Genomic DNA, 24267 nt, shown 5'->3' on the forward strand with positions numbered 1-24267 from the left:
TGCCGCGGTTTATAACTGATTGTTTTAGCATTCTTTGGGGGCGTATTTTTCCGGTTATTGGAAGTTAAACGTGTAAAAAAGAACACTTTTTTAAAAAAAAGTGCAATCCAGCACACAATAATCTTTGTACATGGAGCGAAGTACTCGTGTACCTGGAGGTGATATATATGGACAAAAGAATGATTATTCCAGATGAGATTTCACTGGAGCTGTATCTAAAAGAGATTAGTAGAAATGAAGCGTTGCCAGCTGATGAGGAAGCCAGATTAGCTGTTCAAATCAGAAAAGGTGACAAAAAAGCACTCGAAAAACTCATCAAAGCAAACTTGCGCTTTGTAGTCAGTGTCGCTCGTAACTATCAAAATCAGGGGCTTCCGCTGGGTGAACTCATCAGTGAGGGCAATCTGGGGCTTATACAGGCTGCAAAACGCTTTGATGAAAAGCGTAATTTTAAATTTATCTCTTATGCCGTGTGGTGGATCAGGCAGGCAATCCTGCGCGCGCTGGCCGATCGCTCACGCATAACCCGTGTTCCTCTCAATCGTATCGGTGTTATTCACAAAGTCGGTAAAACCCAGTCCAGACTGGAACAAAAGTATAGAAGAATGCCTTCCCTTGAAGAAATCGCCAACGAGCTGGGGATAAATGAGAGTGAGATTGTTGCTATTCAGAAAATCGGTAACCGATATCTTTCCCTGGATACCCCCGTTCAGGCTGATGATAGCTCAGAGCTTATAGATCTGCTTCAGGATGAAGAGCAGGAATTGCCAGACAGCAGGCTTATGGAGCTTTCAATTCACGAAGGTGTCAATCGCATTCTTGATACGCTAAGTGAACGAGAAAAAAAAGTACTAAAACTCTATTTTGGGGTAGGTGAAGATACCGCTCACACTCTCGATGAGATTGGAAGAAGGCTTCAACTCACACGGGAAAGAGTGCGTCAGATTAAAGAAAAAGCGATTCACCGACTCAAAATATCCTATCGCAACAACACGCTGCAAACTTTAGACTGAAAACTCGTCCCTTTCAGTCCCTGCAGGCCGGTGCAAGCCGGCCTGCAACTAAGCTTACACTCCTAAACAAAATTGTTGATAAAAAAAATTACTGAAGAGTTTCCTGGTATTCAAATGCATCTTGTATTGAATAACATTTGCAATTTGTCTCACTGATGAGCATCTTTTCAAAGTGGAAAAGAACAGAGGCGTCTTCGCTAATGCAAGACAATAGCTGTTTGTCACATAAACTTTGCGCTTCCTCAAATCTTCTTAGTCGGCGCAGAATATCGGTGAGTATAAGCTGCTCTTCATGGTAGGAATCTGCAAATGATTCTTTCTGGTCACGACATTTGATAAATAGGTTCAGGGCTTTGTTTCTGCAGTAATCAGCAGATTCATCGAACCCGTTATCATCACAAATCCAGGCACCATGAAGCGTTGTCCAGCCAGCCTCCGCGATTTGGCCTGCAGACAGAACCAACATGGTATAACACAGAAATGAGTTGGCTGTTTCGGGAAACAAAGGATTGTTTAGCTGCTTACGGTAGGGTGACATCTGTATCAACTCACTAAACCCCGAAACACCCATAGTCAGGTCTGGGGAGCAGTAGCCACAAAAAATACAGCGGTGAATACTGTTATAAATGCCTGAACGCTGAAATCCGCTTGGACGCCCGTCTAAATCTCTGGCGCCAGATAAATGAGAAAGAGGACCCGATTCATACTGTTTATTTTTACCACCACATAGGAAACACTCTTTTTCCATCAAAAATACAGTAGACATAGGCTTCCTTTCCTGTTCCGTGTATACTATAATGGTATAATCGGGTGAATCTATTTTTCAATACCTTAACTACAAGATTCTGAAGAACAACACAATATAGGTGTAATGCCGTTACAGGATATATTTTTTGTTTATTACTGTAACTATTCACAGACTTATAAACGAAACGTCAAAAAGGTTATGAAACAGCAGACAACAGCATTCAAATCAGGCTTCATAGCATTTCTGGGAAGACCAAATAGTGGCAAATCTACTCTCATGAATAATATCCTGGAAGAGCAGATATCTATCGTAACCCCTCTGCCTCAAACTACACGGCAAAATATCCGGGGAATATTTACCTCAGATAAAATGCAGCTGGTATTTGTAGATACCCCCGGAATTCATAAAGGGAAATACAGTTTCAATGAAGTGATGATTCAGCAAGCTGCCAATGTCCTTAAAGAACAGGAAGTTGATCTTGTTTGTTATATGGTGGACCTGTCAAGAAAATTTGGTGAAGAAGAGGGATGGGTCGCACAAATGGTCGTTTCATACAACCGCCCTGTTCTTATCGTCTTTAATAAAACAGACCTGTGCCCCGATGTTGAAAAGAAAAAGAGAGAGTTTTTTGGCCTGTTTCCAAAACTTAACTCCTTCCCTCAGCTATCACTATCGGCAATAGATAATGAGGCTAAAGTGACGTTTTTGAATATTGCGGAAAAGTTTATACCGCAGGGGCCTCCTTACTTTGATCAGGATACGCTAACTGATGCACCCATGCGTTTTATCGCCTCAGAGTTTATTCGCAAACACGTTATTCTTAATACCAGGGAAGAGGTGCCGCATGCAACGTTTGTGGAAATAGAATCCTACAAGGAGTCAAAAAAAGGACATGAAATCACCGCAACCATTCATGTGGAGACCAATGGGCAGAGAGGTATAATTGTGGGAAAAAAAGGCTTTCTGATCCAAAAGATAAAGAGAGATGCAAAAGAAGACTTAAAAAACATCCTCGAACAACCCGTTTCTCTATCTTTGCATGTAAAAGTAACTCCCAATTGGAGAGATAATAAGAACTTTCTGCGTCATATGGGGATGCATTAATAGTAGAAGAGGACGAGTATAAGAAGTAATTGCACTCGCCCTCTAAACTAGCTTTGTGGTTAATTGATCATCTAAACCACGCTATGCAGCCTCTCCGGCAGCCTTATGACGGCGCGTCTCCACTCTCCGTGATAGCGCCGGAGAAATCACTGCTACGTAGATTGCAGATAACCCCACCAATGCATAAATAATTCTTGAAACAACTGTTAAGGGGCCAAATATCGCTGCTACAAGATCAAAAGTGAAAAAACCTACAAGCCCCCAGTTGATTCCGCCAATAATCAAAATAACCAGTGCGGTCCAGTCTAACCCATTTAGTTGCCTCATATAATCCTCCAGTATAAACAAATACCTCCAGCACAAACTGAAGTGCTTATCTAAATTCTAAAACAAAATCCATGCCTGAGAAGCAATACACTTTCTCCCCACTTAACCCCTAATTTTAAAAGGCCCCCTACTGTAGTATAATGAAATTTTTGTATATTTAAGATTTGAGAATAGTATTGAGAATCTTACCTCTATTATAAGGATTAGCAAAAAAAATGACGTTCATACTACAGGTACTGTTTAAACGTAAAAGAGCTGCCGGCTTCAAACCTGCCCTGCATACACTCGCCTTTCTCACCGCGTTGCTTTCTATAACCGCTACTTCATCTGCAGCAAACACCCTTTCAAACACCATTGAAAAGGAATTCGAAACCGTAGAAAAGGCCATTGAACAACTCGTCGCTTCGCCTGAATTGAAACGAGCAAACCGGGAGGAGGCAGATGAAAAACTACGAAGATTCACGCGCCAATACCCCATGGTACGTCGCATTTTGAGAACAAATGCAGAGGGGGTTACGATTAATGATATAACTGCAGGGGTGTGGGAAAGTGGGGCAAGCAGAAGTATTGCTCATCAGAACTGGTTTATAACCATAAAAGAATCAAAGAGCGCATATTTTTCCTCTACAACCGATGACAGCGGCACACGGCTGCTCTTTTGGGCATGGCCATACTCTTCCACTTCAGACCCGCAAAGCTTTAGTGGAGCTATAGCTGTTCATATCGATTTGGCTGTAGTTTTTGCGTTACTCGGAGAAAGTCAACCATTTCAAATTAATTACGACCATAGTCCGCTCTACAGGCATGACTGGCAGGGCACCGAACAATCAATAAGTATTCCTCTTGAGATAAAGGGATCCGAGGAGATCTCTTTAGAAATTATCTCAACAGGGGACGAGAAAGAAACTGTCCCGGCTCCACAAAATGATGAAGTTGACCCCACTGTTACCCCCATTGATACCGCCCAAAAGGACCAAAGTGAAGCTGCCTTGGATACGAGTGCCGAAAAAGGTAGATCCGCTTCGCAAAGAAACGTCGATTCGATGTTTCCGGTAATCATTATTGTTTTGATGATCATTATTCTTCTTTTGTTTGGAGCAGGTAAGAAGCAAAATCCTGCTAACCGTAGCAGAAGAAAAACGTCTGTGACCCGTGACCGCTCTTCGGTGTCCCAATCTGAGAAAAAAGGTAATTCGCTGTTTTCACTGTCACAGGCAGGAAAAAGTAGCTTTCCGCCCTCTCTTTCAGAGGTACAACTTTCAGATAAAGAACGGCAGGATGTGAAAGAATCCTCTCAGGAGCAGGCGGTGGTAATATATAAAAAAGCCTATGAAGAGATGGCTAACTGGGTTGTACAGGAATTTGAGCGTTTGGAGAAAAAGGTAGATGGTCTGAATGTTCAGATTGAAACTCTCACCCAAAAATTAAACCAACAGGATGTTGGTGTTAAAAAGAGCTGTTCTGAAAAACTTTCAGATGAGAGCCAATCTGATGACAGCAGAGCTCAAAGATGAGCTTCTGCTGAATCCATAGTTTGAGTGATAAGAGTAGAGATGGTCATGGGGCCAACACCACCGGGAACAGGGGTGTACGCACTTGCCCGGGTCGCGGCGACTGTAAGATCAATGTCACCTACTTTTTCAGGATGGTATCCTGCATCCACCACAACCGCTCCCTCTTTAACCCACTCGCCTTTGATAAACTCAGGCCTTCCCACTGCTCCCACAACTATGTCTGCCTGTGAGATCAATGCAGGAAGATCTTTTGTTTTAGAGTGGCAGATCACTACTGTGGCGTTTCTGTTAAGAAGCATTTGGGCCATAGGCTTTCCAAGTATAGGGCTCCTGCCAACCACCACCGCAAGCTTACCTTCTATTTCTATATTATAGTGATCCAAAAGTTTCATGATACCTGCAGGGGTTGCACTACCATAGGCGCGTTCACCCATTGCCATGCGTCCAAACCCAAGACAGGTAACCCCATCAACATCCTTTTCCAGCGCAATGGAATCAAATGCAGCACGTTCATCAATCTGTTTGGGGACCGGGTGTTGGAGCAAAATGCCATTCACTGAGGGGTCATTGTTGAGACCTTCTATTACATCCAAAAGCTCTTTAGTGGTAGTGCTTTGGGGTAATTCTATACGCCTGGATAACATACCAACCCTGGCACAGGCATTTCCCTTCATCTTCACATAAGTTGCTGACGAAGGGTCATTTCCTACTAAAATTGTTGCAAGCAGAGGTACTCTACCACTCTTTTGCTTGAATTTTTCAACTCGGCCAAGAAGCTCTTCCTCAATCGATTTAGCCAATTTTTTTCCATCAAGAACGACTGCCATATTTGCTGCTCCTCACTTTAGTGGTGAAAGGGAGTAAAAATATAAAAGATGTAGCAGCGCTTTTAAACAATATGTTTCTTTGCACCCATTGTTTGGCTGTAATCTTTTATATTGAAAGCAAGGGGTAAGCGGCTCTGTACACTTATACAAAAAAGGATAACAGATGTTTTTGCGATTATTGCTTCTTTTTACCATCTTTCCCCTAATCGAACTCGCACTTCTTATCTATATTGGCGGCTTAATTGGTGCCCTTAATACAATCCTCATTGTGATTGCCACTGCTTTTATTGGTGCCGCACTGGCTAAAGCTGAAGGACTATCCACTCTCCTTAAGATCCGTACAAGCATGGCAAAGGGACAGATCCCGGCCGAAGAGATACTGGATGGCTTTTTAATTTTAATTGCAGCAGTTGTACTTATCACTCCCGGACTTATAACCGACCTTCTTGGGTTTGGGCTGCTTATAAGACCAACCAGAAAACTATTTAAACGATACCTGAAAAAAACAATAAAACGAAAGATCGATAAAGGATCAATGGAGATTCGTATGCATTGAGGTATGGTTTTTGCATCACTAAAGAAAAAATTTAACCCTTTCATTTAGGAGGATGCATATATGAAGGCGACCGTTAATAAAAGCACATGTATCGGCTGCGAGCTTTGTCCAAGTGTTTGCCCCGAAGTATTTGCAATGGGTGATGATGGCCTGGCGTATACAATTGTCGATGAGATCCCCACTGATGCTCAGGCAACTGCTCAGGAATCTGCTGACAGCTGCCCGGTTGATGCTATCGCTATCCAATAAGCCTTCTCAAACTACCGATTTTTTCACCGCAGTAACTCTTTTCCCCGCTGGGAGAAGAGTTTTTCTGCTTTCAGAGACTACATTTTGCCAAAGCTGCTGATTAAGTAGTAGTTTTTTCCTATACAACTCATTTAAATACCATATAATCTTCTTTAGTTACAGATTATTGGAATGAGAAGGCACAGTAGTGTATTTTTCAGAGTTGAACACTTCTGTGCAGTGCTGATTTTTTGTTCGTAGTACCATTCAGTATTTCAGTGCGTTGGAAAGGAAACCACGATAGGCATATGTTGATATTAAAAAAGGAAAACAGAGTTTTGAGCACCATATCCAAGATTTCGCTATTTACAGTTGTACTTTGCTGTTCAGTAGTTTTGACCCTTGCACAAAACGATTTTAGGAGTAATCAATCCCAAACATGGGACAGCAGGCAACCGTTAGCCTACGATTCTCGCCTTTCCGATTTTCAATCTCCCACAAGAAGTTCTATAGATACACAAACATTTGATCAACAAAGACAGCTCCTTCCTCATCAGCAAAGATTGAGTCGTGAACAATTAGAGCGGATGCGATCTCAGCAGCAACCTCATCAGCTCCAGCCCCCCCGTCAGCAGGAAATGCAGCCCTCGATATGGGACTATGAAACCCATTCCAAGGACCATGACTCAGCACTCCTGTTTGATACGCTTGTAGACTTTCAACCACCAGATTCCTTTGATTTAGCCGATACTGCTGCTTTGACCTATTATGGATACGATCTGTTTACCGAAATTCCTGAAGTGTTCAAACCTTCACCTATAGGGCCTGTTGATCCGGGCTATACACTCGCTCCGGGTGATGTGATGCGGTTATCGGTGTGGGGGCAGGTTGAATTTGAACATGAGCTTACAGTTAATCAAGAAGGTAAGGTGATGATTCCAGTTGTAGGGATGGTACATGTATCCGGCATCCCTTTTGAACAACTCGAACAAAAGTTAAAGGGAATGCTTTCAAGACACTTCTCTGGTCTTACCTCCTCTCCACCTCGCACTTTCATGCATCTTACTGTGGGAAGATTAAGGCCGATCAGGGTTTATTTTATGGGTGAGGTAAAGCAGCCCGGAGGGTATACCGTTTCAAGCTTTGCCAATGTATTCAGTGCTTTATATAGTGTTGGGGGGCCCCTTAAGAGCGGATCACTCAGATCGATCTCTGTCATTCGCAATGACTCCACCATAGCAAACGTTGATCTGTACGATTATCTGCTTAAAGGAAGATCCGATTCTGACGTTCGATTACGCAACAACGATGTGATCTTTGTCCCACCACGGGGGAAAACGATATCCATCTCCGGGGCGGTTTTTAGGCCTGCAATCTATGAGCTTAGGCCAGATGATCATCTTTTATCCCTGCTTCAATTTTGTGGGGGGCCAAAAAGTGCTTCAAACATCGAACAGGCCACTCTCAGACGAATTGTGCCTTTTGAGCAAAGGGCTAATGCCTCACAGATGAAAAAACTGCTCAGTATCGATCTTAAACGCTATCTTGAAACAGACAACGATTTTAAACTCTATGATCAGGACTCGTTGCATGTGTATCCTCTGTTTTCTGATCTGCGTAACTTTGTTCGACTCTCCGGGGCTGTTCAGTATCCCGGTACTTATGAAAGCTCTGTATCGCTCTATGACCTAATATTTAATCATGGAAAAATAATCGATAATAAAACATTTAAGGGACGGGCCGATCTAATCAGATTTAATGATGATCTGGTTACGACTACTGTTATTCCAATCGACCTTAAAAGGCTAAAAAGTGACCAAACCTACAACATGCAGATGGAGCCGGGGGATGAAGTTATCGTCTATGAGCTTGATGTTGTAAGTCCTACAGATCTTAGAATTACAGTGGATGGGGAGGTACGGGAGCCCGGGGTTTACCTCATGAGTTCCAATATGACCGTTGCCGATGCGATCCTTCGCGCAGGAGGCTTTTCGCGCCGTGCACATAAAACCAGAGTTGATGTGTTCAGGCCCGATAACAGTGGAAGAAACAGGCTCTCAAGGGTATTTAATATCGATCTGCCTGATTCACTCAATTATTCCAGTGATAAGGGAAGAGAGTTTGTCCTTGAAGACAGGGATCGAATCGTGGTACGGCCGGATCCTAACTACAGAGAAGAAAACTATATCACTATCCAGGGATTGGTACGGTATGCCGGAACCTACGGCCTTGAAGAGAGAAACGAGCGTCTTAGCGATCTTATAGACAGAGCCGGCGGGTTGATGCCCGATGCTTACCTCAAGGGTGCAAGCATTATCAGAGATGATAAACGACTTGTGGTGGATTTTGAAGCAGCTTATGTTTATGGCAGAAACAGAGAAGACGTGATCCTTCAAAGTGGTGATAGCATCTATATACCCAGCAGGCCCAACAATGTTCTGATCCATGGCCAGGTGAACAACGAAGGCCTCTATGGCTACGTCGAGGGTCAGCGCCTGAGGAGTTATCTGGATCGGGCCGGAGGGGTCGCTGACAGTGCAAACTTCATCCTGGTAACAAAACCCAATGGAGAAACACAGAAACATAGCTTCAGAAGATTTGCCAGAAACCCTAAAATCTCCGATGGCTCTACCATTCACGTTACCAAAAAGCCCCGCAGGGAACCCAGAGAACGTACGGGAGCTTCTGTTTCAGATATTATTAAGGATACTTTGGCTATAATCACCAGCGCAGTAACCATTATAGTTCTGGTTCAGCAGATTAATGATGATTAGATAAAAAATAGGAGGGAATGATTCTGGTGTTTGCAGTGTCATTACCCTCTCTTCCGTTCCCTAAGTACTACTTTCTTGCCTCTTAAGCCCACATCGTTATAAGACTTAAACAACCCGTGTAATAATGGTAAGCACTTTAAGCTAACTTTTTGGTTGTGGTTGTGAAAAACAGATATGTATATTAATCGGTGATAATGGACTTTGAACCGTATAAACTGAAGTTCACACTAAGTGAAAGCAAATGCACTACTTTCACTAAACATAAACCAAAAAAAGGAAGGGACCTATGGGACGATTCTTCAAAAAATCGCTTGTGACAGGGCTGGCAACTGTCCTGGCTGCCTCCTCATCTCTCTTTGCCGAAAATAATGCTGTGTTTGATGATCTCGAACATGGATCAAACCAAAACCTTTTTGGCGATTACTGGTACTTTTATGATGATCAGGGTGATAATAATCCCGGTACATCAGAAGTTGAAAACGCCACTCGGGATGGTGATGAATTACTGTTTGAAGGTGGGTACGGACCTGGTAAGGATTCAGACTACGCCGCAAGACTGGAATTCGCTATGGGTAGTGCCTGGGAAGATCCACAGTGTGCAGGAATGGCTACATGTTGGGAAATTTCTCCATTTGTAGGGATGGGTTCAAATCTTGTTCCAGATGGTGCGGTGTACGATCTTACCGGTGCCACTGCTATCTCTTTTTATCACAGAGGGTCATCTGAAATTCCCGTTGCATTCAGACTTGAACTGGCAACAGTTCTGGATGCTGCTCACTATCAGTACATGTTCACAACTGCTACAACAGATTGGGAGCGTCTTACTGTAGAGATTACTGGTGGTGAAGAAGGAAGTGGTATGCTTGCACAACCAGAGGAATGGGGTGATGAAGCAGATTACGACCTTTCACAGGCTTCAAAGATATCCTGGCAGTTTCAGGGTGAAGAACCTACTGATGGATGGTTTGCTATTGACAGCATTGTGATTCATAATCATGAATTTATTCCTCCAGATATGTGTACTGACTGTGTTGGTGAACCTGACCCACCAGCTAACGAGCCATTCTCAGACTTTGAAGAAAGCGGTACACAGAACGCCACAGGCTTTTACTGGTATGAATATGATGATGGTGAAGCTGGTGGTTCTTCTGATATCTTCTTAGGTGTTGATCCTGATGCAGATGAAGATATGCCTACACTTATCCTCGAGGGTAATGGTAGGGAAGGTAATGGCGCAATGATCGGCTTTGAGTTAGGATCAGCTTTCACCAGTGGCGGTGAAACTGTACAGCCTTTCGTAGGAATTGGTACTAACCTAACCGATGAAGGTCTTGAAAATCCATTTATCTATAATGCAGACGCTAATGATGCTACTGCCCTCTATTTTGAATACAGAACAGATGGCTTAGATAAGATTACAGTCGAAGTTTCAGATCACTTAGCTTTTACAGGTTCACGTGGTGAAGGTGTTGTATATTACATCGATCTTCCAGGCACAGACAATGAATGGAGATCTGCTACTATTCCATGGAGCACATTTGTGCTGCCTACATGGGACTCTGTATTAGACGACTCACCACTTCAGACAGACCGTTTAGCTCAGATTCAGTTCAAACACCAGGGACGTGCAGGTACAGTGGGTGAAATGGCCCTTGACAATGTCTACTTTGTAGGTGCGACCGGTTACGATCCTCAGCCACTAATAGGAAACAGCGTTCTCAATAGCCGTGCTCATTCTGTCGCTACCGGTATCACAGGTGCCTATAACAGAGGAACCGTTACAGTGAACTGGAATCCTTCAACTGAAATTCAGGATGGAAGATTCACTCTGATTAACACCAGAGGTGCTGTTGTTTCATCTGCTCCGGTTACCCGTACTTCCGGAAATCAGATCTCTTCAACACTGAATGCTGCTTCTATTCCTGCAGGACTTTATTTCATACAGGTTAGAGCAAGAGACATTCAGGGTAAGAGTGTAAATCATCAGATTCCTGTAAATATTGTAAAGTAGTTTCTCACTACGCATACATGTAAGAAAAGGCCCTTAACGGGCCTTTTCTTTTTTCTCCCGAATCGAACCGCCACAACTATATAGACCACTAAGATTTATACAGGAATTAAAAAAATTTAAAACCTAATTCGGGGACTGTTTATAATGAAACGACTATCTTGTTTTTTAGGCATTTTGCTTTCGTTATCTGTTGTCGCGCAGCCTTTAGCGCTTAATCTGGACCAGCTACATACTACCCTGATCGGCTTTTACCAGTATCAAAGAGCTGGACGATCCGATGGCAGCAGTGGTAATCCTTATTACAGTAGTATCACTAGTAATGAACCTCATTACTACGATAACCATAATGGTAACTCCCTTGAGGGAGGATGGTATGATGCAGGAGACTTTTTAAAACTAGGACTGCCTCTTGGGTACACAATCTATTGTCTCTTAAAGGGGTATGATGTGTTCCCACACTCCTATGACAGAGGAACCAATGGTATACCCAATGTTCTTGAAGAAGCGAAAGTGGGTACCGACTACCTGTTAAAAGCCATTATTTCAGAAACAGAGGTGGTTATGGATCTGGGAGATCCAAATGTGGACCATATGGGAATGGACGAAAGCGGGCCAGACAACAGCCAGAGAACACAAAGCAGCAGACAAAGAGGAAGAGTTGCAGATGGTGTGGATGTACCAGCCTACTATGCCGCGTCACTTGCACTCATGTCAATAGTGTATCGTGAGTTTGATGAAGACTATGCGGATCAGTGCCTTGAAAAAGCGAAACAGGCATTTAGAAGGGCCGAAACTGCTTATGATCAGGGTAATATGGTAAGTACTCCTACTACCAAACATTCCCACGGGGTACTCTATAGCAACAGTGAAGGACGGGACAAAATGGCTGCCGCCGCGATCGAACTGTACAGGGCCACAGGAGAAACATCCTACCGTGATTGGGCAGAAAGTTTAACCTTTCCTACAATCAGCAATGTAATGGGGTATGGAAATGCTGTGCCTCTGGCTTCTTTTGAAATGTGGAGACAGGGAGTTGGTGCCAGTTCTACAGGCCTCTTAAACGATATGAGTTTTATATGGCGCAACCGGGAGGGGGCCGATAATCCCCGAATGGAAGGAATATATGTAAATTCAGATTGGGGTACAGCAAGAGACGCGGGAAATGCCGCATTTGTCGCTGCCCTGGCCTATATCGTCACCGGAAACGACTCATATATGGATTTTGTGGAGACTCAAATAAACTGGTTAACCGGGAATCACAGTGGTAACAGCCAGTCCTTTGTGGTCGGATTTAGTGGTGGTCCTTCCAGAATTCACCACAGAAACGCCCGTCATTACGGAACTCCTCCTCGTGGTGGTGTGGTTTCCGGACCCGATGATAGAGGGGAATGGGATGATGACTACAGTTACAGAAACTGTGAAGTAGCTCTTGACTATAATGCCGGGGCAATTGGTGCAGTTGCTTTTCTCAAAGACCTAGCCAATCCACCAGCAGGACAGATACAGATTCCGGAGCGTCTCGAAGTTTCACCTCAAAATGTTGATTTTAACAGTAGTGATGTAACCATAAGCGCACGCCTTAGCGGGACTGTTGATTGGACTATCGATATACGAGGGGTTCGTTCAGGAGCCACAAAGCTTATTACTGGATCCGGCAGCAATATCAATGAAACCTGGATTGGCGACGCTGATCAGGGCACATTTATTGTTGGTGAAGAAGTAAGGTTTAACCTTGATGCTGGGGATAATGTCGCGCTGTATCATTTTTCAAGAACTTTTGCAAACATAGAACAAATCGGTGGTGTAAAAGTTTTCCCATTTACAGACAGTGATGTGCTTATTGATGATTTTACTGGTGGTAATACTCCCGAAAATGCTCTCGGGGGAACATGGTCTACTTTTAATGATGGTGTTTCATCATCAAGACCTACCGAAATTACCGAAAGTGCTGTAACTGATGATGGCTATGATGGGTCACCTGGTCTTCAGATTAGGCTTATCGGACAAAGTGGTGAAGATATTCCTTATACAGGGATAAAAACTTCTTTTCATCCTGAAAACAGACCTATGAATCTTGGAGAACCCACCAGTATTGTCTTTGATATTAAAGCCAGCAATACCGAGATACGGGTAGAGGTAGAACAGACTACTATTACCGATGGGGCCTATTATGGGTACACAGTAGGGCTGCACGGTAGTAATCAGTGGACTCGGGTCAGGGTGCCAATTTCTGAGCTTAGACAACCTGAATGGGCCACCGAATCAAAGGACCTTGATCTTAGAAGTGTAAATTCACTAAGGTTTACCTATTATGGAACAAGTATGCCGCAGGTAACCATCGACAACGTTCATATCGAAAACCTTAGCCTTAGCGATGGTGACGTTTCCGCAGCAAGGCGCCCGGTAACTATGGAGCAAACCAGAGCATCGGTTTCCGGTTCATCGTTGAACTACACTCTTTCTGCTGCTGATGCCCGCGGTAATTTGCAGCTTGAGATCTATAACGTTTCCGGAAGACGTGTTGTGAGTAAGAACTTTGCCGGAACAAATCAGGTTAGCATACCACTTTCAGGACTGCCTGCAGGAGTATATACTGTTATAGGAGTTGTGGATGGAAGAAAAATTAATCCATCACGATTCGTTTGGTCCGGAAGATAGCACTAACTTTTAAGCACAAGCTTTATGGCACACTTGCTGATTTGCAGCGGGTGTGCTTTTTTTATTTAAATAGCTCTATTCGATAAGTTTTTTTACAGAACTTATAAGGTGATCGATGTCAAAGGGTTTGGTAACATACGCATCAGCTCTTAGAATAGATCTGCCGATTAACTTATCTCTGGCTGTATCAAGAGCAGTAAGCATTATAATGGGCAGCGTCTCATCGGTGTCTCTTAGAATCTTGCACATTTCCCAGCCATCCAGATCAGGCATAATTACATCTAAAATTACAAGGTCTGGCCGCGTTTCTTCAATACTCTGAAGTGCATCCATACCATTTGAGAATGCCATGACTTCATACCCTCTGACCTGAAGATTAAAGGTAACAAGCTCTCTTATAACCGGATCATCATCAATTACGAAAATCAAAGCTTTATTTGAATTCATCAGTTATGCTCACCTGAAAATATCCTCAATTAAGACCTTTGTTTTGGGACAAACCTTCAAAAGCTATACGGTAAAAGTCCCTCATATATTTTGCATTTCTGTACTCTGAATACCTGCCTACAGAGTTACCCCGATCCAAATGTCCTAAAAAGGTGGAATGACCAGTAAAAATGGAGAGTATAGTAAAACCCGAAAAATTACAGATCTGCAGGATATTCTGGCGGTGCGTAGATGTTTATGGTAGTTAAATTTTCTGTTGGAGAGGCAAAAATCTCGTGTACCTCTCCGGCTTCAATGAGTACTAATACCCCGGGTTTTAGATCGATTGAGAGATCCTCTATTATTGCTTTTCCATTTCCGGAAACGACATAGAGCCACTGATCGCTTTTTAGGTGCATGTTATTGGTGCTACCGGTACTTTGGCCTGCTTCAAGGGCCATAACTGCTGCCTGGGACCGTTCGGTGGCTGCTACTATTTTAAACTCACTATCTGCTTTTATGTGTTTATGATACATCTTCTACTCCTTTCTTTTTATCTATCTGCTTTAAAGAGCATCATCTGTGCCAATGGCTCGTTGTCCCATTTTCAGAAGGTTGAATCGGACTGTATAAGCAGCTCTTCACAACGACCACAATAGGGATTAGCCAGATCCACCTCTTTTCTATGCAATGTGGCTGAGTTATGCATCACACAATAGCCGTGAGGACAGTGCAACAGTCCCAGTGAATGGCCAAGCTCATGCAGTGTCTCCTTTAAGACGCGATTTAAAAAGATCGTCCTGTCGGTATTTCCATCTATCAGATTTAAACGTGGCAGCGCGATAACCAGTTCTTCGCCTTTTAAAACGGATTCTCCCAAAACATACTCAGATCCATCCTCGTAGCAGTCTTCATTGATGTATCCAATTTTGTAGCCGCTTGTATCCTCAAAGTCGTGTAATAATTTTAAAACCGCACGTATGTCATACTGGTTTCTTCGTGTATCGAAAATTCCTGAGGGCAAAATATGCATAGGCCGAATAAACACTTCTGTGTTTAGAATAGTTGAAAGCTTTTGTTGAATATATTCAAGAATAGTCTGCTCTACAGGCCCCACCGGTATCAACGAAATACTTTCTTTCAGTTTCATGTGTCCTCGTTTCATTACAGTAATGGTCATAAAGGTTTGATTCTTTACAGCATCTCTAATTTCATGCCATGGTGATTGTAATCATACTGGAACTCTAATTGCTCTTTTTAACACCAGAACACTTTTTTTTTGCCCTAAAAGATCAGTTGTTTGAAAGGGGGAATGCATGGGCAGAGATGAACGGGAAGCAGTGCGTGAGAATTTTCTTGGGGTTGAAGACGGACATATCTACTTTTTTTATCGTCCTGTTAAGGCAAGCGCAAATGATCTGCGGGATGTTGAACAACTGTATATCGTCATGCATCCACTTGTATCCAAACACTATCGCTTGCTCTCACTTGAAACAGCAAAATTGCCTGAACCCCAAACGCCATTTAACCTTGTTACCGCAACGGTAAACAAAGTCGATCATAAATATCAACCGATTTTGCATGAACTGGATGAAAAGACGGTTACTGTGGATGGTATAGCAACAATGGGCAAAGGTGCAGCACGGCCCTGTGGTGAAGGGGTTTACTCACTTATTCCAGGAGAAAATGGTATGCACCTTTTCTACGTGGTTGAATATTCCGGAAATGATCATCAAATTGTCACACAACTGGGGATCGGTGATGATGGCGAATTTCTCATCGGAGTCTATAACCCCTACTACGGAACCGATATAGAAGATCCCGATCCGGATGTAAGGCCACGCTTCCCGGAATCCTTAAAGAGTGCACTGGGAAACGAGAGGATTGTGTTTAAAGATGTTCACCTTCTCCTTGATTATGAAGAGGCGAGGGTGGGTCTTTTCAGAGAGGCCCGGGAGAGTAAACCAGAGGAGATTCGGCCCATAAAAGAGAAAATGAGCACGGCAGATATATTTTCCGATTTACGACTAAGTCGTGAACAGTATCCTGTTGAGCCGCTAATTAAAGGAAAGTGGCGATAGGTGATATAAAACAGGTTACTTTGTGCTTGAAACAAGCCAGGAAAAGATGCTCAGTACTATTGACCCAACCACGGCCGAGAAAAAAGTGCTGATGGTGAATCCGGGTAAAAGGGCTGCTACAAGGGCCAGCATAGATGCATTTATCACCAGCAGAAAAAGGCCCAGGGTTAAGATCGTAATGGGAAGGGTAAGGATGAAAAACAGTGGCTTTATGACCGCATTAACCATTCCAAGAAGAAGGGCTGCAAATATGAGTGTCGGGATACTGCCGATCCGTATCCCCGGAACAATGTATGCGGTAAGTCCAAGGCCCAGTGCACTTATAACCAAACGACCAAGAAATGCTTTCATAGCTGTTTTATCCTCCGCTTCAAATATAATAAAAGGGTTTTCAGCTATGGGTGTTGATAAGTACCAAGAATAAGCTGGAGTTTTACCGATGGCTCGTTTACGTGAAAAGGTAAGAAGGGAATTGTCCGGAGAAACTATCTCACAGGGTGTTGCAATTGCAGATGCCCTGGTCTTTAAACCCATTGCTCTTGAGGCTCTGGAGATGAACAGCTTTCCCATCGATGATCTTTTAAAAGAGATCACCAGGCTTGATTATGCAATTCAAAAAAGTGAAAACCAGTTACTGCAGATTTTCGATCGGCTTAAAGGTAAAAAGGAGAGTGATGTTTCGGAAATCTTCCAGGTCCAGCTTCAACTGCTCAGAGATCAAAGTTTTATCGATGAGATAAAAAATCTGCTCAAAGCTCAGAAAATGAATATAGAGCATGTAATAGCAAGTAAAATGCGCGTTTTAGAAACGAGATTTAAAAGTATCACTGATGAAGTTATGCGAACCAGGTTTCTCGATATTCAGGATGTTTATCACCGAATACTGAGAAACCTGCTTGAAATAGAGCACGTTAGAACTAATCCGATGCAAAGAATAGAAAATCCGGTGATTTTTGTGGCGGAAAAACTCCTTCCTTCGGATGTGGCGTTGCTGGATTTTAGCAAAATAGTTGGTATAATCATCGAAGAGGGCAGTCGGTTTTCGCATGTAGCCGTTATATCAAAATCGATGAACATACCGGCAATAATCAGAACCCCGGGCGCAGGAACTCTTATAAAAACGGGAGATCCGGTTATTGTAGACGGCTATACCGCAAAAGTAGTGGTTTTCCCAAATGAATCAGAACTATCGGTATATAAAGAAAAAAGAGAATACTTTCTCTCAAGCATAGACCCGAAAAGTAGTAGATTACGGTCTAAAATATGCCAGACCCGTGATGGAAGAAGAATTAAACTGGAAGCAAACATTGGCTCAGTTAATGAAGCGCAAATAGCAATGAAGTACGGGGCCGAAGGGGTGGGCCTGCTTCGTACTGAACTATTTTATATGTCATGCAAACACCAGCCATCAGTTGATGAAGAGGTACGTTTCTATACCGATATAATCTCAATTCTTAAAAACAGACCACTTACGATCAGATTACTTGATCTGGGTGCTGATAAATCACTCCCGTTTCTAAAAAGCTATGAAGAGGAAAACCCACAGTTAGGGATACGGGGAATACGCTACCTGCTAAATAACAAAGAGCTATTTAAAAATCATCTAAAAAGTGTTGTCTTGGTAAGTAAAATTACACGTATAAAAATTCTGTTGCCCTTTGTGGCAATTATTGAGGATCTTGATCAGGCACTAAGTATTATAGATGAAGTATGCAGGGAAACTGATTCAAACAAAGATGATATATCAGTTGGTATAATGGTTGAAATTCCCTCCGTTGCGCTCTCCATAAACACATTTCTTCAAAAGGTAGATTTTGTAAATGTGGGCACAAACGATCTGGTTCAGTATGTTTTTGCCGCAAGCAGAGAAGACAGTGGGCTGGAAGATTACAGACAGAGCATGCACCCCGTTATTTTAAAAATTATTTCCCACATTGTGGAATCAGGCATTGCAAACGATAAAGAAGTCTCTGTATGTGGTGAAGCCGCGTCAGACCCAATGCTGGCTCTGCTTATGGTTGGAGCAGGAGTGACTTCACTTTCCATGCAGCCCAGTTCAATTGTTACGGTTAAAGATGCTATAAATCACTGGGAATTTTCTCACCTGTTCAAAGTATTTAAAGAAGCGGCATTGGTTGACGGAAGCAGGGATGTGGTCGAACTGATCAATCGTAATCTAAAAAAGTCAAAACGATAGATTGAAACGGTGATAAGAGAATAGGTCTGCATAGTGTTCCTTTACTAATCCTGCCAAACGTACTGTTGTAAGAATACAATTGATACACTATTCCATCCTCAACATTATTAAAATCAGTTGTTCAAGGAGCCCTCGTCCGTAGGGACTACCTATATATATGTATATTGGTTATGGAGGAGGATGAAATAAACGCAGAGGGCGCAAAGAACGCAGAGTTAAGACGCAGAGAGAAAAAAAGGAAAGGGCGCAAAGGGGAAACGCTTCGCGATTAGCTTTGGAGAATGTCATAAACACAACTTATATCCTCTGCGCCGGAATTTTCGGATACCCCTTAAATGCAGTCGTTTCCATCCATCAGAGTAACTCCGTTGAAAACCAAATGCAGTGTTCACAAATGATGCACGGGTAATTCGCGCTATGGGGGACGGCCTGCCCTACGCCCGCTTCCATAGCTGTGCGGAGGGCTACGGAGGTCAGGGAAGGACATTGTGCCCGAATGGGTAGAACCGGTGACGTCCCGCGGCAGGCGCCCGGGATATCTCTATGCTTAGCTGTTTCACTATTTTGGTGTTCGTAATGGTTTGCAACACGCTCGGTTAACCCCTACGGAGCTTCGGTTAAGAGCATCTGAGTGCGGGGGAGAGGTTAAGTACCTACAGATTTACGGTTACTCCACGCGGGGTTACCTTAAATCTGTAGGTGTATTAAGCTCCCCCCGTGTGGAGTAACAGTAATGGAGCAGGTACATTACTGTTGCCCCGCGTGGAGGAAGGCTTAAGGAGCTACAACATTAACATTCCCCCGCGCTCAGACAGGCTTAAAGGGCACTATTGTAATACTCCTTATGCTCTCTCTATACCAAAAAAAGGCAGTGGGTATCAGAAATACTTTTTCGATGTATAGTAAAAATGCTTACGGGGATCATTACGAAAGACTCTGCGGGCAAAGGCTCCTATATCATATATCAAATCAACCGTTTCTCGGATTACGCCGTTTCGCTTTGTAGTCGCGGCTTTAATACTATCTCTGTTTATAATGGTATCTGCTATAAGGTGGGATAGTTTCCATGATTCATCATAGGCCTTCTGAATAAGTGACATGTCAAACCCGGTCCCCTCAAGCTCATCCTTTAGATAACGACCCAGATAATTGAGATCGTGGAGATCCTGCACAAGATCTGCTCTGCATTTGCTTTTTGCGTAAGAGGGAATTTGCGCCGAAAGAGGCTTAAGATCATTAACAGCACGCATCTTCGTTACTATTTCTCTTCTTAATCGGCGGCACTTATCTATGTATCGGTTTAGCTGAGCAGTCTCTTTTCTGCAGCCCTCTCTGCATAATACCAGATCAGCTTCCACATGCATACATTGGATTCCCAATACAGTTAATCTATCTGTTTTTTTCCAATCAAAATGAGCCTTTTCGAGGTCCTCTCTGTCATATCTGCACCGTACAACTATATCATTTGCTTTTTGAGCAATTGATGAAACAGCTATTTTCGGAGCTTTAATGGGAACTTCTTTAAAGAATTTATCCATAGTACCTCTCTTGTGTTATTTGAAAATAATTAAGTGGCATTGACTCCAAAAGAGTATTTTAGAAAATGTTAGCGTTAACCATATGCTATAATCGGGAATAGGAGTAAAGTATCTTTCGGATAGAACAAATTTGGTAGAAGGGACTGCGAGTCATGGCTAAGAACGCCTCATTTACCTGTACTTCAACCCACCATGGTTGAGGCACTCAGTGTGCATCTGGTAGAAGATTTTCAGACTAAAGTTAAAACCTTTTTCAGTATTCTTTAGTAGCATCCCCTTTTTGATATGGCGCCTGTTAAAATGGATTAGCTTCTTTGCTTTCAAACTTAACGGGGGTAACGGTATTTTTATCTGTCGTATAAGGGTGCAAAATGAGCGCGGGCGCGGAAATATAACGGTTGAAAGTAAGGTCTTCTGTATTCCTTCCCTGACAAACATTGACATACCCCTGTGCATTATTTATTATGTGGGATACTCTGACCAGATACCAGAATAGTGCATACCAAATTGTTGAATAATGTCGTATTGGAAAAGGATGGGATAAATGAAACTGCCAGTAAAAGGAATTTTACTATTTATTTTGTTGTTATTTCTGCTTCGCTGTAAATCCCCTACACATCCCTTTGAAAATTATGATCGTGCAGATATAGAACATATCGAGTTATCTGAGGAACAAAACTTCGTTGTTAATGATACAGTGGGCTTGATCATCGAAATAACGATGCCTCATCTTTTTAACAGTATCACGTACCGTTTTGATGATGGGGAGGAAAGAAGTATTGAGTTTAGTTCAGCTGAAAAACACAAAGATACGGTACAAATAACCCACCTGTTCACTTACGATGGTGAATCTGAACTAACTATCACCGGATACCTTGGCAATGAGACGGTTATTACTTATACTGCGCGATTTAAAGTAGATCTCCCCAAAAAACAGCACAGTGTTATTTATACGAGTAGCAGTCATGATGAAGGAGATGTGCCAACTGATACCAACAAATACAGGGCTAATGATACGGTTCTTGTTCAGAATAACACCGGTGATCTTACAAGAACCGGTTATAGTTTTGCAGGGTGGGTACGAGATTCTGAAGAGCAAAAAAGGGTGTATTCAGGAGGAGACACACTTATAATTGGTGAAAAAAATGTTACCCTTAAGGCAAAGTGGGTTGTAGTAGAGGAGGAAACTGCCTACAAACTAACCTATCAAAGTGCCCAAAGTGACAGTGGTAATGTACCAATTGACACCAATTCATATAAAACCGGTCAGAGTTTAACCGTTTCGGGTAATATTGGAGGTCTGCAAAGAACCGGTTACAGCTTTGCAGGGTGGATGAAAAAAGTAGAAGAAGATACAAAACACTACTCAGGCGGGGATACACTTGTAGTTGGAGAAAAAGATATAACCCTTAATGCTGTTTGGGATATTGTTGAATACACAGTTATTTTTGAGCCCCGAAACGGAGAACGTGAAATATCGAAAAATATACCCCATGGCTCAACAGTTGACCTGCCCGAAATACCTGAACAGAGCGGCTATGTATTCTCCGGTTGGTTTAAAGATACGACCGGTACAGAGATATGGGATTATGATGAGGTCGTTACTTCAGATATCACTCTTTTTGGAAATTGGGTTTCTGCGGAAAACCTGTTAGTGTTTTATTCCAATGATGGAACTAATCGTTCCTACTATCAGGAGATCCCTTTCAATGAGACTGTTTCGCTAAAGACTGTTACCTTTAGTAGAGAGGGTTACTTTTTTAAGGGATGGGCATCAGATCCCGAGGCCGCGACTATAGAGTATGAAGATGGTGAAGAGTTTACTATGACCGCGGAAGAAGCTGTGCTGTATGCTCTGTGGGGTTTGGATACCAATACCATCACCTTTCATTCAAACGATGGTCGAAGCCATACAACGAATCAGTACGCGGTGACCAATAGTGACGTTTTCCTTAGGGATAACTCTTTTGATCGCAGGGGACACAGTTTTGAAGGCTGGTCATTAAATGAGGAGAGTGATTCTGTCGCGTTTACGGATGGTCAGCAGATTACAATGAAGGCCGGAGATTTGAATCTTTATGCTGTATGGAGTACAATCAGGTATAGCATCATTTTTCATAAAAACGATGGAAGTGGTGACACTGCGCTCGTTAAAGCTCCAATGGATGATGAAGTAGTGTTGGATAATCCTTTCAGCCGTGACGGGTATGAGTTTGATGGCTGGGCACTTAACGAGACCAGTAGTTCGGTTAATTATGACGAAGGAGAGCAGGTTGCAATTGATGGTGACCTAAGCCTCTATGCCGTGTGGGATGCAATTAGTTATAGTATCACCTTGCTTAAAAATGACGGGACCGCTGATACTGTTACAATCACTGCTGCAACAGGTGAAGAGATAGAGTTGGATAACCCCTTTAACCGTGATGGTTACGAGTTCGATGGCTGGGCACTGAGTGGAGATGGTCAACAGGAATACAGTGATGGTGAAAAAGTCACTGTAGAGCCAGACGGTTTGACACTCTATGCATTGTGGAGTGCTAATACCTATGAGGTAACATTTTACAAAAATGATACAAGTGACAGTACGGCTGTCCGTAGCGCACAAACAGATGAAACTGTTAGTTTGTCTCTTCCGTTTGCTTCCCTTACCGGGCACAATTTTGATGGTTGGGCAACTGCTCCTGACGGAGATGTAGTTTACAGCGACAGTGTGATAAGCATGTGGCCTGGAAATATTAATCTGTATGCGGTTTGGAGCGTAAAAGAGTTTACCATTACCTTTGATAAAAACAGTAGTCAGGCAACCGGTAACATGTCTCCCCAAACGTTCAATTTTGGAGATAGTCAGGAGCTTTATGCCTCTGTTTTTTCCAAAGAGGACTGGAAGTTTATGGGGTGGTCGGAAAGTGCAGACGGAAGCGGCACTATTATAGAGGATGGGGCAGAATATGAGATGGGTTCGGAAGATATTACTCTCTATGCAGTATGGAGACCGAAGCCAGTAATGGTGGCTTGTGGTAGTCAACACACAATGCTTCTCATGGCAGATGGAACACTGTGGGCTACTGGAAGAAATGAAGATGGGGAACTCGGAAACGGTGAATCTGGGCAAGGAACTTCCAATACAACTTTTGAAAAAGTTAAAGAAAATGTAGAGTATGTTTCAGTCAGGCAAAGACAGACCATGGTGATTAAAAGTGATGGAACACTCTGGGCAACAGGGAATAACTGGATGGGGCAGCTTGGTAACGGTAGGACACGATCGCACGAGGAACAATTTACAGAAGTTCTCACAGATGTGGCTCATGTTGCTACTGGGGACAACCATACTATGGCAGTAAAAAACGATGGAACACTTTGGGCAACGGGTAGTAATGTCATGGGGCAATTGGGAAATGGTACTGAGATAGATACGAGTGTGTTTGTTGAAGTACCGCAATCAGAAAGCTTTGTTCAAGTAACAGTTGGAGTCTCTTCTTCTATGACCCTTAAAGAGAACGGTACCTTGTGGGGAATGGGGAGTAACAGTAGCGGCGAACTTGGCTTAGATACTCTTAGTCGCATTTCTGTTCCTACCAAGGTTGATGAAAACATTGAGCTAATTCTTTCCGGAGGTTTTTTCAGTGCTTCAACTACTATTGATGGTAGAATCAAGGTAACAGGGAGAAATTATTTCGGTCAATTTGGAGACGGTACAACTGAAGATAGGACTACTTTTTCGGAGTTATCACACACCAATGTTAGTAGCTTATCTCTTGGAGCTAATCATACAATGTTCCTCCTTGAGAATGGCAGCTTGCTTGCAACTGGATACAATACTTACTGGCAGCTTGGTACAGGAGATCACCATGATGTACATACCCCTGTAGTGGTTGCACTGGATGTAGCTTATGTCTCTGCAGGAATTACCCACACAGTTGCTATTAAAACTGATGGGACAATTTGGGCTACAGGCTCGAATTCGCGTGGCCAGTTCGGTAATGGTACCACTGAAAGCAGTAGTGAATTTATACAAATTCCTCTGGATTTTTATGAACCATGATCAGGTTTCTTAGTGGAACTCTAAACGGTACTAATTGCTTTTCCAACTAAATTACGGCTGTAGTCTTAATTATAAAAAATAAGGCTACGGCCGTAAACCGTTAATGAGGTGTTTGGTCGGCGGGATTTTCACCAAAGACAAATCTAGGTTGTCGCCTTTTTACTCCGACTTCCTGTTTCGGCCCGGGGAACTCTTTGCGAACGTTTCGTACAACCATCAACCA

19 protein-coding genes are annotated in these 24267 nt (G+C 42.9%); 12 read left to right on the forward strand and 7 right to left on the reverse strand.

Translation table 11 applies throughout. The features are described 5' to 3' along the window. Positions 1 to 167: 167 nt before the first annotated feature. Entirely contained in the window at positions 168 to 1013 is an 846-nt protein-coding gene (locus QA601_08850) for an RNA polymerase sigma factor RpoD/SigA (protein ID MDG5815185.1), read from the forward strand. Between the two features lie 88 nt (positions 1014 to 1101). On the opposite strand, the gene QA601_08855 is transcribed toward QA601_08850, so the two are convergent. Then, complete coding sequence (locus QA601_08855) at positions 1102 to 1779, reverse strand: hypothetical protein (protein MDG5815186.1); 678 nt, start codon at positions 1777 to 1779, stop codon at positions 1102 to 1104. Between the two features lie 180 nt (positions 1780 to 1959). Here QA601_08855 and era point away from each other — a divergent pair, with 180 nt between their 5' ends. Next, positions 1960 to 2865, forward strand: coding sequence for a GTPase Era (era, locus tag QA601_08860; protein ID MDG5815187.1), 906 nt, complete (start codon positions 1960 to 1962; stop codon positions 2863 to 2865). Between the two features lie 81 nt (positions 2866 to 2946). Here era and QA601_08865 read toward each other — a convergent pair whose 3' ends face one another. After that, positions 2947 to 3192 (reverse strand): DUF378 domain-containing protein, encoded by a 246-nt coding sequence (locus tag QA601_08865; GenBank protein ID MDG5815188.1) that lies wholly within the window; start codon positions 3190 to 3192, stop codon positions 2947 to 2949. Positions 3193 to 3407: 215 nt separating this feature from the next. On the opposite strand from QA601_08865, the gene QA601_08870 reads away from it, so the two are divergent. Next, positions 3408 to 4706, forward strand: coding sequence for a hypothetical protein (locus QA601_08870; GenBank protein MDG5815189.1), 1299 nt, complete (start codon positions 3408 to 3410; stop codon positions 4704 to 4706). Here the strand turns inward: QA601_08870 and folD are convergent. Continuing rightward, positions 4697 to 5533 carry a bifunctional methylenetetrahydrofolate dehydrogenase/methenyltetrahydrofolate cyclohydrolase FolD gene (gene folD / locus QA601_08875; GenBank protein MDG5815190.1) on the reverse strand — a complete coding sequence of 279 codons (837 nt, stop codon included), beginning with the start codon at positions 5531 to 5533 and terminating at the stop codon, positions 4697 to 4699. The genes QA601_08870 and folD overlap by 10 nt on opposite strands. Before the next feature lie 163 nt (positions 5534 to 5696). Between folD and QA601_08880 the strand changes: the two genes are divergently transcribed. The 5 genes from QA601_08880 (at position 5697) to QA601_08900 (ending at position 13760) form a co-directional block, all read left to right on the forward strand. After that, positions 5697 to 6089, forward strand: a complete 393-nt coding sequence (locus QA601_08880) for an FxsA family protein (GenBank protein ID MDG5815191.1) — start codon at positions 5697 to 5699, stop codon at positions 6087 to 6089. A gap of 60 nt (positions 6090 to 6149) precedes the next feature. Next, a complete protein-coding gene (locus QA601_08885) occupies positions 6150 to 6338 on the forward strand; it encodes a ferredoxin (protein ID MDG5815192.1) in 189 nt (62 codons plus the stop codon). 287 nt (positions 6339 to 6625) lie between these two features. Beyond that, a complete protein-coding gene (locus tag QA601_08890; GenBank protein MDG5815193.1) occupies positions 6626 to 9091 on the forward strand; it encodes an SLBB domain-containing protein in 2466 nt (821 codons plus the stop codon). A 286-nt stretch (positions 9092 to 9377) separates the two neighbouring features. After that, on the forward strand, positions 9378 to 11102 hold the full coding sequence (locus QA601_08895) for a CIA30 family protein (protein MDG5815194.1): 1725 nt from the start codon (positions 9378 to 9380) through the stop codon (positions 11100 to 11102). Positions 11103 to 11246: 144 nt separating this feature from the next. Next, positions 11247 to 13760 carry a glycoside hydrolase family 9 protein gene (locus QA601_08900; GenBank protein MDG5815195.1) on the forward strand — a complete coding sequence of 838 codons (2514 nt, stop codon included), beginning with the start codon at positions 11247 to 11249 and terminating at the stop codon, positions 13758 to 13760. Positions 13761 to 13835: 75 nt separating this feature from the next. Here QA601_08900 and QA601_08905 read toward each other — a convergent pair whose 3' ends face one another. The 3 genes from QA601_08905 to QA601_08915 all read right to left on the reverse strand — a co-directional run bounded on the left by QA601_08905 (position 13836) and on the right by QA601_08915 (position 15336). Beyond that, on the reverse strand, positions 13836 to 14207 hold the full coding sequence (locus QA601_08905) for a response regulator (protein MDG5815196.1): 372 nt from the start codon (positions 14205 to 14207) through the stop codon (positions 13836 to 13838). A gap of 197 nt (positions 14208 to 14404) precedes the next feature. Continuing rightward, positions 14405 to 14722: a cupin domain-containing protein gene (locus QA601_08910; protein MDG5815197.1), complete on the reverse strand. Its 318-nt coding sequence runs from the start codon at positions 14720 to 14722 to the stop codon at positions 14405 to 14407. A 71-nt stretch (positions 14723 to 14793) separates the two neighbouring features. After that, complete coding sequence (locus QA601_08915) at positions 14794 to 15336, reverse strand: hypothetical protein (GenBank protein ID MDG5815198.1); 543 nt, start codon at positions 15334 to 15336, stop codon at positions 14794 to 14796. Between the two features lie 166 nt (positions 15337 to 15502). Between QA601_08915 and QA601_08920 the strand changes: the two genes are divergently transcribed. Genes QA601_08920 through ptsP form a run of 3 tightly spaced genes read left to right on the forward strand, consistent with a single transcriptional unit; the run spans position 15503 to position 18464 of the window. Further along, positions 15503 to 16267, forward strand: a complete 765-nt coding sequence (locus tag QA601_08920) for a hypothetical protein (protein ID MDG5815199.1) — start codon at positions 15503 to 15505, stop codon at positions 16265 to 16267. A gap of 22 nt (positions 16268 to 16289) precedes the next feature. Beyond that, positions 16290 to 16691, forward strand: coding sequence for a hypothetical protein (locus QA601_08925; GenBank protein ID MDG5815200.1), 402 nt, complete (start codon positions 16290 to 16292; stop codon positions 16689 to 16691). A gap of 15 nt (positions 16692 to 16706) precedes the next feature. After that, positions 16707 to 18464 carry a phosphoenolpyruvate--protein phosphotransferase gene (gene ptsP / locus QA601_08930; GenBank protein ID MDG5815201.1) on the forward strand — a complete coding sequence of 586 codons (1758 nt, stop codon included), beginning with the start codon at positions 16707 to 16709 and terminating at the stop codon, positions 18462 to 18464. 878 nt (positions 18465 to 19342) lie between these two features. Here ptsP and QA601_08935 read toward each other — a convergent pair. Next, positions 19343 to 20002, reverse strand: coding sequence for a hypothetical protein (locus QA601_08935; protein ID MDG5815202.1), 660 nt, complete (start codon positions 20000 to 20002; stop codon positions 19343 to 19345). 544 nt (positions 20003 to 20546) lie between these two features. Between QA601_08935 and QA601_08940 the strand changes: the two genes are divergently transcribed. After that, positions 20547 to 24044 (forward strand): InlB B-repeat-containing protein, encoded by a 3498-nt coding sequence (locus QA601_08940; GenBank protein MDG5815203.1) that lies wholly within the window; start codon positions 20547 to 20549, stop codon positions 24042 to 24044. The last annotated feature ends 223 nt before the right edge of the window (positions 24045 to 24267 follow it).

The sequence above is a fragment of the Chitinispirillales bacterium ANBcel5 genome, from assembly GCA_029688955.1.
In the GTDB taxonomy this organism is placed as follows: Bacteria; Fibrobacterota; Chitinivibrionia; order Chitinivibrionales; family Chitinispirillaceae; genus Cellulosispirillum; species Cellulosispirillum alkaliphilum.

What these genes read in the sequence shown, in the direction of transcription:
- QA601_08850 (MDG5815185.1), top strand. Translation starts at nt 168, where the DNA reads ATGGACAAAAGAATGATTATTCCAGATGAGATTTCACTGGAGCTGTAT.
- QA601_08855 (MDG5815186.1), bottom strand. Translation starts at nt 1,779, where the DNA reads ATGTCTACTGTATTTTTGATGGAAAAAGAGTGTTTCCTATGTGGTGGT.
- era (MDG5815187.1), top strand. Translation starts at nt 1,960, where the DNA reads ATGAAACAGCAGACAACAGCATTCAAATCAGGCTTCATAGCATTTCTG.
- QA601_08865 (MDG5815188.1), bottom strand. Translation starts at nt 3,192, where the DNA reads ATGAGGCAACTAAATGGGTTAGACTGGACCGCACTGGTTATTTTGATT.
- QA601_08870 (MDG5815189.1), top strand. Translation starts at nt 3,408, where the DNA reads ATGACGTTCATACTACAGGTACTGTTTAAACGTAAAAGAGCTGCCGGC.
- folD (MDG5815190.1), bottom strand. Translation starts at nt 5,533, where the DNA reads ATGGCAGTCGTTCTTGATGGAAAAAAATTGGCTAAATCGATTGAGGAA.
- QA601_08880 (MDG5815191.1), top strand. Translation starts at nt 5,697, where the DNA reads ATGTTTTTGCGATTATTGCTTCTTTTTACCATCTTTCCCCTAATCGAA.
- QA601_08885 (MDG5815192.1), top strand. Translation starts at nt 6,150, where the DNA reads ATGAAGGCGACCGTTAATAAAAGCACATGTATCGGCTGCGAGCTTTGT.
- QA601_08890 (MDG5815193.1), top strand. Translation starts at nt 6,626, where the DNA reads ATGTTGATATTAAAAAAGGAAAACAGAGTTTTGAGCACCATATCCAAG.
- QA601_08895 (MDG5815194.1), top strand. Translation starts at nt 9,378, where the DNA reads ATGGGACGATTCTTCAAAAAATCGCTTGTGACAGGGCTGGCAACTGTC.
- QA601_08900 (MDG5815195.1), top strand. Translation starts at nt 11,247, where the DNA reads ATGAAACGACTATCTTGTTTTTTAGGCATTTTGCTTTCGTTATCTGTT.
- QA601_08905 (MDG5815196.1), bottom strand. Translation starts at nt 14,207, where the DNA reads ATGAATTCAAATAAAGCTTTGATTTTCGTAATTGATGATGATCCGGTT.
- QA601_08910 (MDG5815197.1), bottom strand. Translation starts at nt 14,722, where the DNA reads ATGTATCATAAACACATAAAAGCAGATAGTGAGTTTAAAATAGTAGCA.
- QA601_08915 (MDG5815198.1), bottom strand. Translation starts at nt 15,336, where the DNA reads ATGAAACTGAAAGAAAGTATTTCGTTGATACCGGTGGGGCCTGTAGAG.
- QA601_08920 (MDG5815199.1), top strand. Translation starts at nt 15,503, where the DNA reads ATGGGCAGAGATGAACGGGAAGCAGTGCGTGAGAATTTTCTTGGGGTT.
- ptsP (MDG5815201.1), top strand. Translation starts at nt 16,707, where the DNA reads ATGGCTCGTTTACGTGAAAAGGTAAGAAGGGAATTGTCCGGAGAAACT.
- QA601_08935 (MDG5815202.1), bottom strand. Translation starts at nt 20,002, where the DNA reads ATGGATAAATTCTTTAAAGAAGTTCCCATTAAAGCTCCGAAAATAGCT.
- QA601_08940 (MDG5815203.1), top strand. Translation starts at nt 20,547, where the DNA reads ATGAAACTGCCAGTAAAAGGAATTTTACTATTTATTTTGTTGTTATTT.